The 16,414-nt window shown below is 66.6% G+C and carries 11 protein-coding genes; 8 read left to right on the top strand and 3 right to left on the bottom strand.

Going from position 1 to position 16,414, the window contains the following annotated elements:
* Nucleotides 1-12 precede the first annotated feature (12 nt).
* On the top strand, nucleotides 13-942 hold the full coding sequence (locus SOM61_RS00055) for a DMT family transporter (protein ID WP_320472169.1): 930 nt from the start codon (nucleotides 13-15) through the stop codon (nucleotides 940-942).
* A 105-nt stretch (nucleotides 943-1,047) separates the two neighbouring features.
* Nucleotides 1,048-2,562, top strand: a complete 1,515-nt coding sequence (locus SOM61_RS00050; RefSeq protein WP_320472168.1) for a S41 family peptidase — start codon at nucleotides 1,048-1,050, stop codon at nucleotides 2,560-2,562.
* Here the strand turns inward: SOM61_RS00050 and SOM61_RS00045 are convergent.
* The gene (locus SOM61_RS00045; RefSeq protein WP_320472167.1) at nucleotides 2,480-3,172 is read right to left on the bottom strand and encodes an MOSC domain-containing protein; all 693 of its coding nucleotides are present in this window, start codon (nucleotides 3,170-3,172) and stop codon (nucleotides 2,480-2,482) included. The two genes, SOM61_RS00050 and SOM61_RS00045, sit on opposite strands and share 83 nt — an antisense overlap.
* 14 nt (nucleotides 3,173-3,186) lie before the next feature.
* Nucleotides 3,187-4,644 (bottom strand): M28 family peptidase, encoded by a 1,458-nt coding sequence (locus SOM61_RS00040; RefSeq protein WP_320472166.1) that lies wholly within the window; start codon nucleotides 4,642-4,644, stop codon nucleotides 3,187-3,189.
* A gap of 387 nt (nucleotides 4,645-5,031) precedes the next feature.
* Here SOM61_RS00040 and SOM61_RS00035 point away from each other — a divergent pair, with 387 nt between their 5' ends.
* The 5 genes from SOM61_RS00035 to SOM61_RS00015 all read left to right on the top strand — a co-directional run bounded on the left by SOM61_RS00035 (nucleotide 5,032) and on the right by SOM61_RS00015 (nucleotide 13,162).
* Nucleotides 5,032-7,599, top strand: a complete 2,568-nt coding sequence (locus SOM61_RS00035; RefSeq protein ID WP_320472165.1) for a TonB-dependent receptor plug domain-containing protein — start codon at nucleotides 5,032-5,034, stop codon at nucleotides 7,597-7,599.
* A gap of 154 nt (nucleotides 7,600-7,753) precedes the next feature.
* Nucleotides 7,754-8,854, top strand: coding sequence for a sensor histidine kinase (locus tag SOM61_RS00030; protein WP_320472164.1), 1,101 nt, complete (start codon nucleotides 7,754-7,756; stop codon nucleotides 8,852-8,854).
* Nucleotides 8,851-9,651 (top strand): LytR/AlgR family response regulator transcription factor, encoded by an 801-nt coding sequence (locus SOM61_RS00025; protein ID WP_320472163.1) that lies wholly within the window; start codon nucleotides 8,851-8,853, stop codon nucleotides 9,649-9,651. Before SOM61_RS00030 ends, SOM61_RS00025 begins: the two co-directional genes overlap by 4 nt.
* Nucleotides 9,652-10,013: 362 nt before the next feature.
* Complete coding sequence (locus tag SOM61_RS00020) at nucleotides 10,014-10,802, top strand: ferritin-like domain-containing protein (protein ID WP_320472162.1); 789 nt, start codon at nucleotides 10,014-10,016, stop codon at nucleotides 10,800-10,802.
* Nucleotides 10,802-13,162, top strand: a complete 2,361-nt coding sequence (locus SOM61_RS00015; RefSeq protein WP_320472161.1) for a DNA polymerase II — start codon at nucleotides 10,802-10,804, stop codon at nucleotides 13,160-13,162. Before SOM61_RS00020 ends, SOM61_RS00015 begins: the two co-directional genes overlap by 1 nt.
* Here SOM61_RS00015 and SOM61_RS00010 read toward each other — a convergent pair.
* Complete coding sequence (locus tag SOM61_RS00010; RefSeq protein ID WP_320472160.1) at nucleotides 13,159-14,328, bottom strand: FAD-dependent oxidoreductase; 1,170 nt, start codon at nucleotides 14,326-14,328, stop codon at nucleotides 13,159-13,161. The two genes, SOM61_RS00015 and SOM61_RS00010, sit on opposite strands and share 4 nt — an antisense overlap.
* Before the next feature lie 132 nt (nucleotides 14,329-14,460).
* Between SOM61_RS00010 and SOM61_RS00005 the strand changes: the two genes are divergently transcribed.
* The gene (locus SOM61_RS00005) at nucleotides 14,461-16,239 is read left to right on the top strand and encodes an alkaline phosphatase D family protein (protein ID WP_320472159.1); all 1,779 of its coding nucleotides are present in this window, start codon (nucleotides 14,461-14,463) and stop codon (nucleotides 16,237-16,239) included.
* The last annotated feature ends 175 nt before the right edge of the window (nucleotides 16,240-16,414 follow it).

Genomic DNA, 16,414 nt, shown 5'->3' with positions numbered 1-16,414 from the left:
CGAAGCCCGATCATGAGTCCCACCCAAGCACGTCTGCGCAGCTGGTCGCAGGATGGCCGCCTGTATGCGGTGCTGGCCGCCGCCGGCTTCAGCATGAAGGCGGTATTCGTCAAGCTGGGTTATGCGGCGGCGCCGGTCGATGCACTGACCCTGCTGGCCTTGCGCATGGGCTTCGCGCTGCCGTTGTTCCTGTGGCTGGCCTGGCTGGCGCGCGATCGCGACGCCGAACCCCTGTCCGTGAGGGATGGCGTCCACATCGCCGTGCTGGTTTTTCTTGGCTACTATCTTTCCAGCCTGTTCGACTTCTATGGGCTCGAAACCATCACCGCCGGATTGGAACGCCTGATCCTCTACCTTTATCCGACCCTGGTGCTGCTGTTCCAGGTTGCTCTCACGCGCCAGCGGCCCTCGGCGCGCACCCTGCAGGCGCTGGCCATCTGCTATCTGGGCCTGGGCATCGGCTTCGTGCACGACCTGCAGGTGACCGGCTGGAGCCGCGAAGTCATGGTGGGCTCTGCCTGGGTATTCGCCAGCGCCGTGACCTACGCCATGTACTACCTCGGTACCGGCGCTCTCGTGGGCCGGATCGGCTCCATGCGCCTGGCCGGCCTGGCTGGCAGCGCTTCGTGCGTGTTCGTGCTGGGGCACTTCATGGCGGCCGGCGACCTGGGCGCGCTGCCGGCACTGCCGCCCGCGGTCTGGCTCAATGGCGGCCTGATGGCGGTGGTCTCGACCGCGCTGCCGATCTACTGGCTGGCGCTGGCGATCGGACGCATGGGCGCGGCGCAGGCGGCGGCGGTGGGAAACCTCGGGCCGGTGCTGACCGTGTTCGCTTCCTGGCTGCTGCTGGGCGAGCCGCTGTCGATCTACCAGCTGGGAGGGCTGGCGCTGGTGATCCTGGGAGTTGCGCGGCTCAAGCCGACGTCGCCGTCGCACCGGTAGCGCACGATCTGCGACACACAATCGCAGTTAGCGATCCATTTGAAGCAACCGCGACATGGTAAAACTCTTGCTGCAATGTATATTCATCGACAGCAACGAGGAATCATGACAAGCACGTTAACACTGCGTCGCGCGATCAAGGCGCTTGCCTTCGGTCTGTGCGGCCTGCACGCGACGCTGGCGCCAGCCGCGAACCCACAGAATCACTGGGCCGCGATGGCGCGGGCGGACGCGGACTTCATCAACCATTGGATCGAGCGGCAATCCATCTCGGCGGTCCACCCGGCCGATGGCGCTTTCAAGGCGAAGCTGGCCACGGCGCGGCGCACGTTCGAGGCCGAGTCGGCGCGGGTCGATAGCTACGCCGGCTATCGTCACGCGCTTGGCCATTTCGTCGGCTCCCTCCAGGACCTGCATCTGGTCCTTCGCCATACGCTGACCCCGTCCACCTACCAGTGGCCCGGCTTCATGGCGGAATATCGTGGTGGCCGCTACCTCGTGGCTACCCAGGGCAGCGACCTCGCCGGCCAGGAGATCACGCAATGCGACGGCCAGCCGATGGATGCGCTGGTCGGCCGTGTCGCCATCTACGAACAGCTGATCGCCGGCGTGGAGTCGACCAAGGCGCGGGCCGCGCCCCTGGTCTTCCGGGATGGCGGCAGTCCCTTTGTGCCGCGACCGCGCAGCTGCCGCATTGGCGGCCGCGACGTCGCTCTCGACTGGCAGAGCGTCGCGGCGAGCAGGTTTGCGGCAGATATGCGCAGCGTGATCGCATTCACCGACCGGGTCACGGGCGTGACGCCATTCGGCGCCGATGGTTCCTGGGTGCGCATGGGTATATTCCACATGCAAACACAGGCCGAAGGCAAGGCGTTCAAACAGCTCATGGCCGATGCGCCGGCATTGCGGGAGAAATCCGTCATCGTCCTCGACGTGCGTGGCAACGGCGGCGGCTCCTATGAGTGGTTCATGGGCTTCCTGCGCGCGCTGTATGGCAAGGACTACGCCGACTATCACGCCCGGTCGCGCCTGGAGATTTCGCACGTCTACCGGACTACGCCCGAGATCATGGCCTTCTTTGCCGCCGACGAAGCCGCCGAGACGGGCGAGCTCATACCTCCTGCCGACGGAACGCCATTCGACAAAGGCTATGTCAAGTACCGCCAGGCCGTCGAGGCCGGGAAGACGGTTTTCGTCACGCCGCCCAATGCGCGCGGCATCCCGAAACCGGCGCGGGAACCAGTCAACCCGGTCAAGGCCAGGGTGCTGCTGCTGACCGACTACAACTGCGCCAGCGCGTGCATGGTCTTCGTCGATGAACTGAAACGGTTCCCGGGAGTCGAGCAGATTGGCGTCGAGACCTCGGTCGACTCGCGCACCGGCACCGGGTTCGGGGCGTCGCTGCCGAGCAGGAATGGCGTGATCGAAGTGCCGGTCGTGACACGTGACGGCCGCGAGCGAGGGGATAATATTCCGCATCGTCCGAGCCGGGTCTTCACTGGGAATATTTTCGATACGGCGGCCGTGAAGGCATGGATCAGCGAAGAGATCCTGGGCGGGAAGGCGCGAGCGCATCCCGATCGAACAGGCCCGCACCCGTCCAGCGCGGCTGCGAAGTGAGGGTGCGCGCCGCGACCGCCTTTTGCGCGTCAGCGGCTTTCATTGTGCGTAACAGACGTGGAAAGGCGCGGCAGTAGCTGGACTGGATGCCCGTCAGGCGCGCCAGCTGGGCATACTCGACCACGGCGCCATCAGGGACGGCGTCAAGCACCTGGGCGATGCGCAGGCGCCAGTCGTCCCGCCACGGAGCGAAGTGTTGTCCCAGATTGCGCACCGGATCGCCCGGGCGAATGACGCCGCCCTCGACCACGCGCGCCAGCACGCCGCGCCGGGCGCCGATCCTGGCCGCCAGCCGCTCGCCATGCAGGTCGAGCCGGCCGCAGGCCTCGCAGGCAAACATCAGGCGCACCTTCGCCTCGTCCCCGATCTGCAGCACGGTTCCGGAAGGCAGGCGGTCGATGTCGTCGTCGAGCAGGAGGTTTTCGCGCAGCGCCTGCGGCGGGAGCGACAGGGCTGCGTAGCTGGCGCAGGAGGCCAGCAGCAGCTGGCGCGGCGACAGCGGGTCGAGATGGCGGTCGCCCTCGGCGCCGCTGCCGGCGAGCAGCCGCAGGCTGTCGACCCGCAGTGGCGCGGGCGCCCCTTCGGGGCGGATCGACAGCCCGGCAATCACTTAGGTCGCCACAATCAAGGCGCGCCGTGCAGCGCGCGCGCCGCCTCGCGGTACTTGGCGGCGTTAGGGACGTCGGTCCATGCCGGCTTGGCCGTGTCGTTGGCGATGTCCTGCAGGGCGACGGCGATCATGCGGCTGACGCGCGCCATATTGTCGTAGTCGATCTTGTCCCAGGTGTCGTCCTTGCCGTGGTAGTCGGGGAAGCCGAAGGCCACCGCCAGCGTGTGGGCCGGCACGCCGGCATCGGCCAGCGCCTGGTTGTCGCTGCGCGCGAAATAGCGGTCGCTATTGGTCGGGTGCTTCCAGAAGCGGATGCCGGTGCCGTCGGCGGCGCGTTGCAGGGTCGTGCCGACGGTCGAGTAATCGAAGCCGGTCATGGTTGCGGACGAGACCTGCGGACCTTCGCTGTCGTCGGTGCGGCCCAGCTGCTCGAGGTTCAGGTTCATCACGGTGTCCTTCAGCGGGAACACCGGGTTCTTCGCGTAGTAGCGCGATCCCAGCAGCCCCAGCTCTTCGCCGAACAGGGCGACGAACACGATGCTGCGGCGCGGACGCTCCTTTTGCGCGGCCATGGCCGCGGCGATCTCGATCATCGATACGGTGCCGCTGCCGTCGTCGTTGGCGCCGTTATAGATCTCGCCGTCCCGGATGCCCAGGTGGTCGTAGTGGGCGCTGAGCATGACGTAGGTGCTCTTCAGTTGCGGATCCGACCCGCGCAGCACGCCGATCACGTTGCGCAGCTTGACCGGGCTGACGGTCGGCGCCACCACCCTGGCGGCCACGCTGGCGCCGCCTTGTTCCAGCGTGCCGGCGACGTCGGCCGCGTGCAGCAGCACGACCGGCGGGCCGTCCTTGGCTACCGGCTGGCTCGGATCGATCAGCCAGCCGCCCTGGGTGCGGCCGTGGCGGCGTTCGCGGTCGATCATCACGACCAGCGCAGGTTTGCTCTGCAGCTTCGATTGCAGGGTGGCGGCCGCGCCGGGAATCGCCGCCGCGGGCACGACCAGCACCTTGCCATTGGCCACGCTCTTGTCGTCCAGCGCTGCCTGCCACTGCATGAATACGGCCGGCGTGTTCTTGAGCGCGACCGGATCGATGAAATTGGCCGAGGCGCCGCCCAGCGGCACCTCGATCGTCTTGCCGCCCGCCGTCACCGTGATCGTGATGTCCTTCTCGCCGCGCGTGGCGTATTGCCAGTTGGCGGTCTGGTAGTAGCCGTCGTCGCCCGCTGCTTCCAGGCCGGCGCGGCGGAACTGTGCCGAGATGTATTCGGCGGCCAGGTCGACACCGCGCGACGGCGTGCCGCGGCCCTCCAGCAGGTCGGACGACAGGAAGGACAGGTGGCCGCGCAGCGAGTCGGCCGAGATCTGGCTGGTCAGCGCTGTATTGGAGGGCGCGCGTGGCGCTTCGGCATGGACCGCGCAGCCGGCGAGGACGACGGAAAAGCCGAGGGCAGAGACAAGGTGACGCATGCGTGAACTTCCTTGGGATGGAAAAAATTGCAATATGACATGTTGAGCAAATGCGGTCAATCGCATGGCCGGCAGGGCGTTTCGATGGCGATTTGCATAAGCTTGTATTTATTTATTCGTTTGGCATAGCATTTCCGCTCGGTATTATGCGTCTTCCACAGGAATTCAACGATCATTCAGCCATGACACATTCGCAGCATCCCACTTCACGAACCCGCGCGGCGCACATGCCGGGCAAGGTCGGGTCGTGCTGTCGAATGCCGCGCACCTGATCGCCTGATCCATACCGCCGTCTTCCGTACCCGTCCACCAGGGATGGGGCAGGAAGCGCACGCCCGCTGCGGGGCCGGGAGCACCGCCCGCGGGTAGACCACCACCAGGAACACCATGCACAAACCACTCGCTATCGTCGTGGCGCTCGCCGCCGCATTCTCGCAACACGCCACGGCCCAGGACATCGAAAAAGTCGTCGTCACCGGCTCCAATATCCGTACCACCCAGAAGGAAGGCGCCAGCGCCGTCCAGGTGATCACCGCCAAGGAACTGGCCGCCACCGGCAAGTCCAGCATCGCCGACGTGATTCGCTCGATCTCGGCCAATAGCGGCAACAGCTACAACGAGCAGTTCACCGGCAGCTTCTCGGCCGGTACCGCAGGCCTGTCGCTGCGCGGCCTGGGCCAGAAGAACACCCTGATTCTTGTGAACGGCAAGCGCGTCAGCCCCTACGCCACCGCCCAGAACCTGCAGGAAGTCTTCGTCGACCTGAACAGCCTGCCGATGGCGGCGGTGCAGCGCATCGAGGTGCTCAAGGACGGCGCCTCGTCGGTCTACGGTTCGGACGCCGTCGCCGGGGTGGTCAACATCATTCTCTACAAAGAGTTCAAGGGCACCGAGATCAGCGCCCAGGTCGGCCGCTCCACCGAGGGCACCGGCCAGGACGACAAGAGCGTAACCCTGCAGACCGGCTTCGGTTCGCTGGTCGAGGATGGCTATAGTGTCGTGTTCTCGGCCGACGCGCAGTGGCGCGACAAGCTGCAGCAGGACCAGGTGGGCTGGATGGCGGGCAGCGACTTCCGCGGCAATCCGAACGGCACCCTGGCCTGGGTGCCGACCAACTACGTCAATAACGACCCGACCCAGTGGCTGGGCGGCTCGACCGGCGCCAATGCGGGTCCGCTGGCGGTCCAGCCCTACGGCCAGATCACCCCGGGTCGGAGCGGCAACGTGTTGGCCTATAACCCGGCCACGTACAAGACCCTGATTCCGGGCATCCAGCGCGCCCACGCCTCGCTGCGCGGCACTGTCAAGCTGGGCCAGGACCACGAGGCCTATGCCGAGGTGCTGTACGGCCGCTCGCGCGCCGACCAAACCTTCAGCGCGCCGCTGACCGTCGGCACCGGCCTGCGCGCCTGGAACAACGGCACCCAGCAGCTGGACAACATCAATGTCGTGCTGCCGGTAGGCCACCCGAACAATCCCGGCGCCACGCCGCTGCCGTTCAACGCCACCCTGTTCGACCTGGGCCCGCGCATGAAGCAGGGCCGCGTGGAGTTCTTCCGCGTGCTGACCGGCGTGAAAGGCTATGCCGGCGGCTGGGAATACGACGCCTCGGTTGGCCATTCCGGCAGCGAGCTGAAGGAAACCGTGCAGAACTTCGTCAACCGCTACGAGTTCGAGAAGGTGCTGGCGGACGGCAGCTATGACTTCGTCAACCAGGCCAACAACAGGGAAGAAGTGCGCAACCGCCTGCGCCTGTCGACCCTGCGCCCGGCCGAATCGAAGCTCACCACCGTCGACCTGAGCGCCACCCGAGAACTGGCCCAGCTGCCGGCCGGCGCACTCGGTTTCGCCGTGGGCGCCCAGTGGCGCCGCGAAGAGATGGATTCGCAGACCTCGACCGCCGTACTGTCGGGCACCGAGCTGCGCCCGGCGATCAACATCATCGACGGCAGCCGCGACGTGGCGGCGCTGTTCGCCGAGTTGAACGTGCCGGTGCTGAAAGACCTGAGCGTCAACCTGGCCGGCCGCGGCGACCATTACGACGACTTCGGCAGCGCGTTCTCGCCCAAGGCCAGCGTGCGCTGGCAGGCGGCGCCGTGGCTGCTGGTGCGCGGCACGGTGTCGCGCGGCTTCCGTGCGCCGTCGCTGCCCGAGATCACCAACTCGACCTCGGTCAGCTACGGCAACGTGGTCGATCCGCGCGATCCGATCTCGCCAACACAGGCACGCGGCATCACCAACCTGACGATCGCCAACCCAGACCTGTCGCCGGAACGTTCGACCAATGCCAACTTCGGCATCGTGCTGGCCCCGAACAACCGCACCAGCCTGGGTCTGGACTTCTACCGCATCCGCACGGAAGGTGTGATCGGCACCGAATCGGCCGACAACATCATCGCCAACGAAGCGAGCGCGCCCGGCAAGATCGTGCGTGACGGCCAGGGCCGCATCCTGACCCTGTACCGCCAGTATGCCAACCAGGGCAACCGCTCGGTATCCGGCTTCGACATCGACCTGCGCCACGTGCAGCCGCTGGCCGCGTACGGCAAACTGACCGTGAACGCGCAACTGAGCCGCGTGCTGACGTTCGAACAGCCGCTGGCCGTCGGCCGGCCGCTGACGGAAGGCGCTGGCAACAATTACTTCGGTTCGATCCCGAAGTGGCGCGGCGTGACGGGCCTGACCTGGGACATCCAGGACTGGAGCAATACGCTGGTGTGGAACTACATCGACGGCTACGAGCAGACCACCCGCCCGGGCGAACGCGTCAAGCCATATGGCACCTTCGACCTGAACCTGGCGTGGAAGGCGACCGAGGCGGCCACCGTCAGCTTCATCGTGCATAACCTGGGCGACAAGCGTCCGTCGTGGGATTCGTCGACCGCCTTCTTCGATTACACCCAGGGCGATCCGCGCGGCCGGGTGGCGTCGGTGAAGGTCAATTACCGGTTCTAAGCGCAGTTTCGAGGTGCCGCCGCGAAGCGGTTTCGGTCGATTCCGGGATCGCTTCACTCCACGCATTTCCCGTTTCATCACGCCTGGCTTGCGGGGCGTCCGGGTGCTGGGCACAATGGCTTGCGTTCCTCACCAACGAGAAAAGCGAGCCCGTATGTCGTTCTCCGTCCAACCATCCACGGCAGCACCCCGTTCGCGCTGGGGGCGCATGCTGAGGGATGCGCCGATCGCGATCGGCATCAGCGCGCTGATTGCAGTCGTCATCGTGCTGATCATCGGCCGGCCGGAAACCCTGTTCGAGCAACTGGTGTTCTCGATTATTATCGGTACGATCGCTTTCCTGATCGTGAACGGCGCCCGCCTGCTGCTGTGGGACCGCAACGGCTGGGGACTGCGTGAGTGGGTGCCTTTCTCCCTGCTGGTGGTTGCTACCGTGCCGGTGGCGCATTTCGGGGGCATGCAGATCAGCGGAGCAATCCTGGGCATCGACGTTCCGACCCTGGCCCAGTATCCGACCCTGAACCAGTTAAGCATGAATCTCCTGACGCTGATCGTGGTGGCCGGGATGGTGATGCTGGTGCGCCATCGCGAGCATATGCGGCGCGCCGAGGAAGAGCGTGCCGCCGAGCGGCTGCGCGCCGAGGTCATCGAACGTCAGGCTCTGCAAGCGCAGTTGCGCCTGATGCAGGCGCAAATCGAGCCGCATATGCTGTTCAATACGCTGGCCAACCTGCAGGGCCTGATTGCCATCGACCCGGACCGCGCGAGCGAGATGCTCGACCAGCTGATCCAGTACCTGCGCGCCACCCTGAGCGTCTCGCGCGCCGAGAGCACGACGCTGGAGCAGGAATTCGCGGCAATGCAAGCCTACCTGGGCCTGATGGGAGTGCGGATGGGCGAGCGGCTGGCCTACCGCATCGAGCTGCCGCCCGAGCTCAGGAAGGCGCGCCTTCCCACGATGCTGCTGCAGCCACTGGTGGAAAATGCAATCGTGCATGGACTGGAGCCGAAGGTCGATGGCGGTGAGGTCGTGGTCAAGGCCCTGGTGTCGGGCGACAGCCTCGTGATCGAGGTGCGCGACACGGGTCTGGGCCTGGGACAGGTACATGGCCGGCGCGGCGGCGGGGTGGGCGTATCGACCACCCGCGAACGTCTCGATGCCTTGTACGGTGAGCGCGCGACGATTACCCTGACACCGGCCTCGCCACAAGGCACGCTGGCCCGACTGACCCTTCCCCTGGAGACCACCGCATGACCCGCGCCCTGATTGCAGAAGACGAACCGATCCTCGCAGCTACCCTGGCCAAGACCTTGCAGGGCTTGTGGCCGGAACTCGACATCGTGGGTAAGGCGCCGAATGGTCTCGCGGCTGTGGAGCAGGCGCTGGCGCTGCGTCCGGACGTGCTGTTCCTCGACATCCGCATGCCGGGCCAGACCGGGCTGGAGGCGGCCGAGGAACTGGCCGAGCGCTGGGAGGGGCCGCAGCCGTTCCCGCACATCGTGTTCGTGACTGCCTTCGACGACTATGCGGTCGAAGCCTTCGAGCGGGCCGCGGTCGACTACGTGCTCAAGCCGGTCAGTGCGGGGCGGCTGGGCAAGACGGTTGAGCGCCTGCGCGCGCTGGTCGAGGCGCGGCGCGCGCCGGCAGTGGGCGTGGCGGATGCAGACTCGCTGGGCCAGCTGCTAGGCCAGCTCCAGGCGTTGCTGCCGGCTGCAGCGGCGACCGAACGCCTGACCACGGTGCGGGCCGCGGTCGGCAATGTGGTGCGCATGATCCCGGTGGCCGACGTGGTGTTCTTCCAGGCAGTCGATAAATACGTGAACGTGGCGACGGTGGACGGCGAGGCGCTGATCCGGGTGCCGCTGAAGGACTTGCTGCCGCAGCTGGATCCGGACCGGTTCCGGCAGGTCAGCCGCAGCATGGTGGTGAATATGGCCTGCGTGATCAGTGCGGGGCGTGACGATTTCGGCAAGGTGACCTTGAACCTGCGCGGGCGGGCGGACAAGCCGCGGGTCAGTCCGGTGTATGCGCATTTGTTCAGGCAGATGTAGACCGGGCAACTATCGGATGGTCACCTGCATCAGCGCCTTGCGGCGCGCAAGCGCTGCGTATATACCTTCCCGTCCACACTCACGAGCGTCTATGCATCGTCATCCCCCCTTGCCGGACGCCTTGGGGAGGATCCATGCTGAATCGCAGAATGTTCATGCTTTAGCGTCATCTCGTCGCTTGCCGAAAGCGATTTCTTAAGCTGTTGGTCGGTCAGACTTAGGTTCCCGCCTGCGCGGGAACGACGTGGTTTCTCCGATGAAGCAGCCTGTTTCAAGCGCCCAAAATTATTCCGGACACCAGTGCATCCACGGAGGATGACGGATTGAGTAAAATGCCGTCTTTCGCTCGACTAGTCACCACCATGGAACTCCGCGCCGCCGCGCTGCACGCGCTGCTCGAAACCGATCCCGCAACCAAGGCCCAGAAGGTCGCCGCACTGACTGCCGCCTGCAAGGACGGGACCGTGCGCATCGACACCGGCATCGCGCTCGCCGCACCCGCCGGCATCCCCGGCCGCCCGATCCGCCCCGAACTGGTGCCGCCGCTGCAGGTCGGCCGCCGCTCGATGGCCACGCCCGAGGGCCGGGCCATGCTGGTCCACGCCCTCGCGCACATCGAATTCAACGCCATCAACCTGGCGCTGGATGCGCTGTGGCGTTTCCATGGCATGCCGGCGCAGTATTACCTCGACTGGCTGCGCGTGGCCGACGAAGAGGCGCTGCATTTCACGATGCTGAGCGCCCACCTGGGCACGCTCGGCTACGCTTATGGCGACTTTCCCGGCCACGACAGCCTGTGGGAGATGGTGGCCAAGACGGGCGACGACGTCATGGCGCGCATGGCGCTGGTGCCGCGCACCCTGGAGGCGCGCGGGCTCGATGCGATTCCGCCGCTGCGCAAGAAGATCGCCCAGGCGGGCGACCTGGCCGCGGCCCAGATCCTCGACCGGCTGCTGGTGGACGAAGTAGGGCACGTCGAGATCGGCAACCGCTGGTATTTCAGCCTGTGCCATGAACGGGGGCTGGAGCCGATCGCCACCTACGACGAACTGACCGTGCGCTACAAGGCTCCTGTCCTCAAGGGACCGTTCAATATCGAAGGCCGGCGCCGGGCCGGCTTCACCGAGGCCGAGCTGCAGCGCTACCGCTGATGGACACTGGCTTTCTCCTGACGCGCCACTGGCGCGACACCGCCGCCGGCTGCGAGGTCGAGTTCTGGGTCGCCACCGATGCCGGGCCGCGCCGCCTGCGGCTGCCGGTCCAGAAACCGGTTGCGTTCATCCCCGAGGAGCAGCGCGCCACCGTCGAGCAGTTGCTGAGCGCTGAACGCGGATGGGAGCTGCGTCCGCTCGACCTGCTCGACTTTCGCCACCGGCCGGTCGCCGGCCTGTATTGCCTCAAATACCGCCAACTGATGCGCATCGAAAAGCAGCTGCGCCAGCACGGCCTCGACGTGTTCGAGGGCGACGTGCGTCCGCCCGAGCGCTACCTGATGGAGCGCTTCATCACGGCGCCGGTGAGCTTTGGCGGCGCGCCCGTCGAAGGCGATCCCCTGTTGCTGGTCGACGCCGTCCTGAAGCCGGCGCCGGGCTACCGGCCGGCGATCCGCACTGTCTCGCTCGACATCGAGACCACCTTCCAGGGCGAGCTGCGCTCGATCGGGCTGGAAGGATGCGGTCAGCGCCAGGTCTATATGCTGGGGCCACCCAATGGAGAGGACGGTGACCGCGATTTTGAACTCGAATACTGCGACACCCGCCTCGCACTGCTCGACCGGCTGGAGGAGTGGTTCATCCGCCACGATCCCGACGCCATCATCGGCTGGAACCTGATCCAGTTCGACATGCGGGTGCTGCAAAAGCACGCCGAGCGCTTCAACCGCCCGCTGCGGCTGGGCCGCGACGGCAGCGCGATCGAATGGCGCGAGCATGGCGGCAAGCAGGAGCACTACTTCATCTGCATCGCCGGCCGCCTGGTCATCGACGGCATCGACGCCCTGCATTCGGCCACCTGGAGCTTCCCGTCCTTCAGTCTCGAGAACGTATCGCGCGCCTTGCTTGGCGAAGGCAAGGCAATCGACAACCCGCACGACCGCATGGCCGAGATCGACCGCATGTTCGCCGAGGACAAGCCGGCGCTGGCCTGGTACAACCTCAAGGATTGCGAGCTGGTCACGCGCATTTTCGACAAGACGAAGCTGATGGCCTTCCTGCTCGAGCGCGCCAGCGTCACCGGCTTGGCGGCCGACCGCAGCGGCGGTTCGGTGGCGGCGTTCGAGCACCTGTACATGCCTCTGCTGCACCGCCAGGGCCGGGTGTCACCCAATATCGGCGACGTCGCCGGCGCCGACAGTCCCGGCGGCTTCGTGATGGATTCGCGCTCCGGCCTCTACGACTCGGTGCTGGTGCTGGACTACAAAAGCCTGTACCCGTCGATCATCCGCACCTTCCTGATCGATCCGCTCGGCCTGGTCGAGGGCTTGCGCGAGCCCGAGGAAGCCACGGTGCCGGGCTATCGCGGCGGACGCTTTTCGCGCACCAGGCACTGCCTGCCCGGCATCGTGACCCAGGTCTGGGCGGGCCGCGAAGCCGCCAAGAAGGACAGCAATGCGCCGCTGTCGCAGGCGCTGAAGATCATCATGAACGCCTTCTACGGCGTGCTCGGCACCACCGGCTGCCGCTTCTTCGACCCGCGCCTGGCCTCGTCGATCACGATGCGCGGCCACGACATCATGCACCGCACCCGCGAGCTGATCGAGGAGCGGGGCTACCAGGTGATCTACGGCGACACCGATTCGACCTTCGTCTGGCTGGGGCGCGAACATGCCGAAGACGATGCGCGCCGCATCGGGCAGGCCCTGGTCGATCACGTCAACGGCTGGTGGCGCACGCATTTGCAGGCCGAGTTGGGCATCGAGAGCGCGCTCGAACTGGAATACGACGTGCACTTCCGCCGCTTCCTGATGCCGACCGTGCGTGGCTCGGACGAAGGCAGCAAGAAGCGCTACGCCGGCCTGGCGGCGACGGCGAACGGCGGTGAAGAGATGGTCTACAAGGGCCTGGAGACGGTGCGCACCGACTGGACACCGCTCGCGCAAGCCTTCCAGCAGGGGCTCTACGAACGCATCTTCAAGGGCCAGCCCTACGAAGACTATGTGCGCGAACTGGTCGCCCGCATGCTGCGCGGCGAATGCGACGACGACCTCGTCTACCGCAAGCGCCTGCGCCGGCCACTGGAGGAATACCAGCGCAACGTCCCGCCGCACGTGCGCGCCGCGCGCATGGCCGACGAGCACCACCTGCGCCATGGCCGCACCGCGCTCTACCGCAAGGGCGGCTGGATCCGCTACGTGATGACCTTGAACGGCCCCGAGCCGATGGAAGCGCGCCACGGGGCGATCGACTACGAACACTACCTCACGCGCCAGCTCGAACCGGTGGCCGACGCCATCCTGCCCTTCCTGGGCGACAGCTTCGCCAATCTCACCAGTGGGCAGCAAACGCTGTTCTAGCCGGCGGACCAGGCGCGCCGCACGCAGCGCCGCGGCGCCGCGATACTGCGGTGCATGAGGTAGCGGCTGCCCGGCACCTGCAGGGCGCCGGCGAACAGCAGGTCGCGCCAGAGGCCCTGGCCGTCGGCCTGGAAGCAGGGCGTGAGCGCGCGGCTCAACGCCTGGTAGGCGCGCACTGTCCGCAGGCGGCTGCGCGAATAGCGCGCCAGGCCAGCGACCGGCCCGGCCGCGTCGACGCAGGCGGCCATCGTCAGCGCATCCTGCACCGCCAGCGTCGTGCCCAGCCCGAGCTGGGGACTCATTGCATGGGCGGCGTCGCCGACGATGCAGACCGGCCCCGCCGCCAGTCGCGTCGGCCGGGCGTGATGATAGCTGGCGAAGGCGAGCTGCTCATGGGAGTGAATGCGGTCGACCACCGGCCGCGACGCGGGCCACAGCGCGAGCAGTTCACGCTTCCATTCGGCGAGCGGCGCCGCGCGCCATGCGGCGTAGCGGTCGCGCCGCAGGCTCCAGAACAGCGATACGCGCAGCAGGCGGCCCACACGCTCGGTAGGCATGATGCCGAACATGCGCTCGGTGCCGCCGTAGCGCTGGGCGAGCAGGTGCGGATCGGGCCAGTCGTCCAGGTCGACCAGCGACCACAGTGCGCCCCAGTCGTACAAGGTCGAATCGGTGGCCAGTCCACAGGCAGCGGGCAGCCGCGAGGAGGCGCCGTTGGCGATCGCGACGGCGTCGAAGCCATGCCGGACGCCGCCCACGTCCACGACGCCGGTGGCGCCGTCGGCCGAGATGGCATGGACGTCGCAGCCGTAGTGCAGCCGGACCCCGAGTGCGACGCATTCGCGCTCCAGGACGCCGCCCAGGGCCGAACGGCTGACCGCGCGCGCCTGCAGGTCGCGGTAGGGGATGTCGACCAGGGTCCAGCCACGTTCGCACTGGCCGACGAGGCGTTCGATCGGCACGCTGATCGCCTCGAATGCCGCACCGACGCCCAGTTCGTCGAGCGCGGCGACGCCCTGTGGCTGGATCAGCACGCCCGCGCCGAGGGTGGCCAGCGATGGATGTTTTTCGAATACGTCGACCGCGTGCCCGGCGCGGGCGAAGGCAATCGCCGTGGCCAGGCCGGCGGTGCCGGCGCCGACGATGCCGATCCGGTGGCCGCTCATGATCCAGCTCGCATATTTATCCTTACGGAAACCTTTTGACGAGTATAGCGCCCGGCGCGAGTAGCCGTTCTGTCACGCCTTGGACATATCCGCTCGCTAGACTTCCCGCACCTTTTCAATAGGAGAAACCACGTGGATCGTCGCGGCTTTTTACGCAGTAGCGCTTATTTTACCGTCGCCAGCGCAGGCGGCTTGCTGGCTGCCTGCGGCGGCTCGGACGACACGCCGCCGCAGGGCAGCTTCAGCTTCCCGCTGGGCGTCGCCAGCGGCGATCCGAAGGAGGGCAGCATCGTGTTCTGGACCCGATGCGCGCCGAAGAGCGGCAGCGAAGAAGTCGAGTTGCGGCTCGAGGTTGCGACGGATGCGGCATTCACCCAGGTCGCTGGCGTGGTCGAGCTGAGGGCGGTGCCGACCTACGACCACACGGTGCGCGCCAAGCTGACCGGCCTGGCCCCAGCCACCCGCTATTACTTTCGCTTTCGCGCCGGCGCCGACCTGAGCCCGGTGGGCCAGGCCAAAACCGCGCCGGCAGCCGCCAGCACCCCGGCGCAGATGCGCTTCGCCTGGATGACCTGCCAGGACTGGAGCATCAATCACTGGGCCGCGATGGGCATGCTGGCTGCCGAAGAACTCGATTTCATCGTCCACCTGGGCGACTACGTCTACGAGACGGTCGGCGCCGACTTCCAGACCGGCCGCGCCGAGCCGGCCCATGCACGTATCAACCTGCCCGATGGCGTGACGATCGCGGGCGGCGGGCGCTACGCCAACACGCTGGCCGACTACCGCACCTTGTACCGCACCTATCGCGGCGACGCGCGCCTGCAGGCGCTGCACGCCAAGTGCCCGATGATCGTGATCTGGGACGACCATGAATTCTCGGACGATTGCTGGCAAGACCACCAAACCTACGACAACGCCAACCAGCAACAGACCTCACGCCGCCGCAACGCTACCCAGGCCTGGGCCGAGTACATGCCGATCGACTGGGGCGACGTCTCATTCGACCTGAACAAGGCCGGCTACGACAATATCCGCATCTACCGTGACTTCCGCTTCGGCACCCTGATGCACCTGGTGATGACCGACCAGCGGTTGTACCGCGACGATCACGTGGTCAATGAAGCGGCTTACGCCAGCATGCTGCAGGGCGACCCGGTGAATGGCGACGATTCCATCGGTTCGCGCTACTTCGTGCCGCAGCCGCTGCTGGCCCAGTTCGAGGCTGGCGCCAGGGCGGCGCTGGGCCGCAATCCGGGCCTGCTCGGACCGACGCAGACCCAATGGTGGAAAGACACCATGAAGGGCTCGACGGCCACCTGGAAGGTGTGGGGCAACGAGGTGACCCTCAACCGCATGTGGCTCGATATGCGCACCCTGGCGCCGGCGCCGTACAACAACCTGTATATCGTGAACGCCGACGGCTGGGACGGTTTCCCGTCCTACCGGGCCGAGATGCTGGGCCACCTGGCCAGCAACAACGTGAAGAACGTGGTGGCGATCACGGGCGACCTGCACGCCTTCCAGTGCGGCGTGATCTACGACAGCAACGATCCGGTCGGCGGCCGTCCGGTGGCGGTGGACTTCGTCAGCGCCGGCATCAGCAGCTCCTCGTTCTACCAGTACCTGCGCGCCGGCGCCGGCAGCACGCCGCTGGCGCCGCTGGTGGCCACGGCGCAGGGCTTCGACCAGGTGCTGCGCATGAATAATCCCGCCTTTGCGTATGCCGACCACGACGCCCAGGGTTATGCGGTGGCCACCGTGACCGCGGCTTCATTCAGCGTCGTGTTCACCAAGGTCAAGCCGCTGGACGCCAACGGCGCCGCACCGAGCGCTCCGCTGGCCAAGCGCACCCGCATCACGCTGGCCAGTGGTTCGACGACGCCGCGGGTTGAGGATAACGTTGCCTAGTCGTCGTCCTCGCCCTCGCCGGGCGCCTTGGCGGGGGACCCCAGTTTGCTTGAGCTGTCGATATGCGTGCAAACTTAGGTTCCCGCCTGCGCGCACTGGTGTCCGGAATATTTATACGCAAAGTATGCATCGTCATCCCCGCGAAGGCGGGGATCCAAGTGAAATCACAGAATGT

It is taken from the genome of Massilia sp. CFBP9012 (assembly GCF_034045115.1).
Lineage (GTDB): Bacteria > Pseudomonadota > Gammaproteobacteria > Burkholderiales > Burkholderiaceae_D > Telluria.
Note: the sequence above shows the minus strand (reverse complement) of the source record. Positions and strands in the feature narration are given on the sequence as shown.

What these genes read in the sequence shown, in the direction of transcription:
- SOM61_RS00055 (WP_320472169.1), top strand. Translation starts at nt 13, where the DNA reads ATGAGTCCCACCCAAGCACGTCTGCGCAGCTGGTCGCAGGATGGCCGC.
- SOM61_RS00050 (WP_320472168.1), top strand. Translation starts at nt 1,048, where the DNA reads ATGACAAGCACGTTAACACTGCGTCGCGCGATCAAGGCGCTTGCCTTC.
- SOM61_RS00040 (WP_320472166.1), bottom strand. Translation starts at nt 4,644, where the DNA reads ATGCGTCACCTTGTCTCTGCCCTCGGCTTTTCCGTCGTCCTCGCCGGC.
- SOM61_RS00035 (WP_320472165.1), top strand. Translation starts at nt 5,032, where the DNA reads ATGCACAAACCACTCGCTATCGTCGTGGCGCTCGCCGCCGCATTCTCG.
- SOM61_RS00030 (WP_320472164.1), top strand. Translation starts at nt 7,754, where the DNA reads ATGTCGTTCTCCGTCCAACCATCCACGGCAGCACCCCGTTCGCGCTGG.
- SOM61_RS00025 (WP_320472163.1), top strand. Translation starts at nt 8,851, where the DNA reads ATGACCCGCGCCCTGATTGCAGAAGACGAACCGATCCTCGCAGCTACC.
- SOM61_RS00020 (WP_320472162.1), top strand. Translation starts at nt 10,014, where the DNA reads ATGGAACTCCGCGCCGCCGCGCTGCACGCGCTGCTCGAAACCGATCCC.
- SOM61_RS00015 (WP_320472161.1), top strand. Translation starts at nt 10,802, where the DNA reads ATGGACACTGGCTTTCTCCTGACGCGCCACTGGCGCGACACCGCCGCC.
- SOM61_RS00010 (WP_320472160.1), bottom strand. Translation starts at nt 14,328, where the DNA reads ATGAGCGGCCACCGGATCGGCATCGTCGGCGCCGGCACCGCCGGCCTG.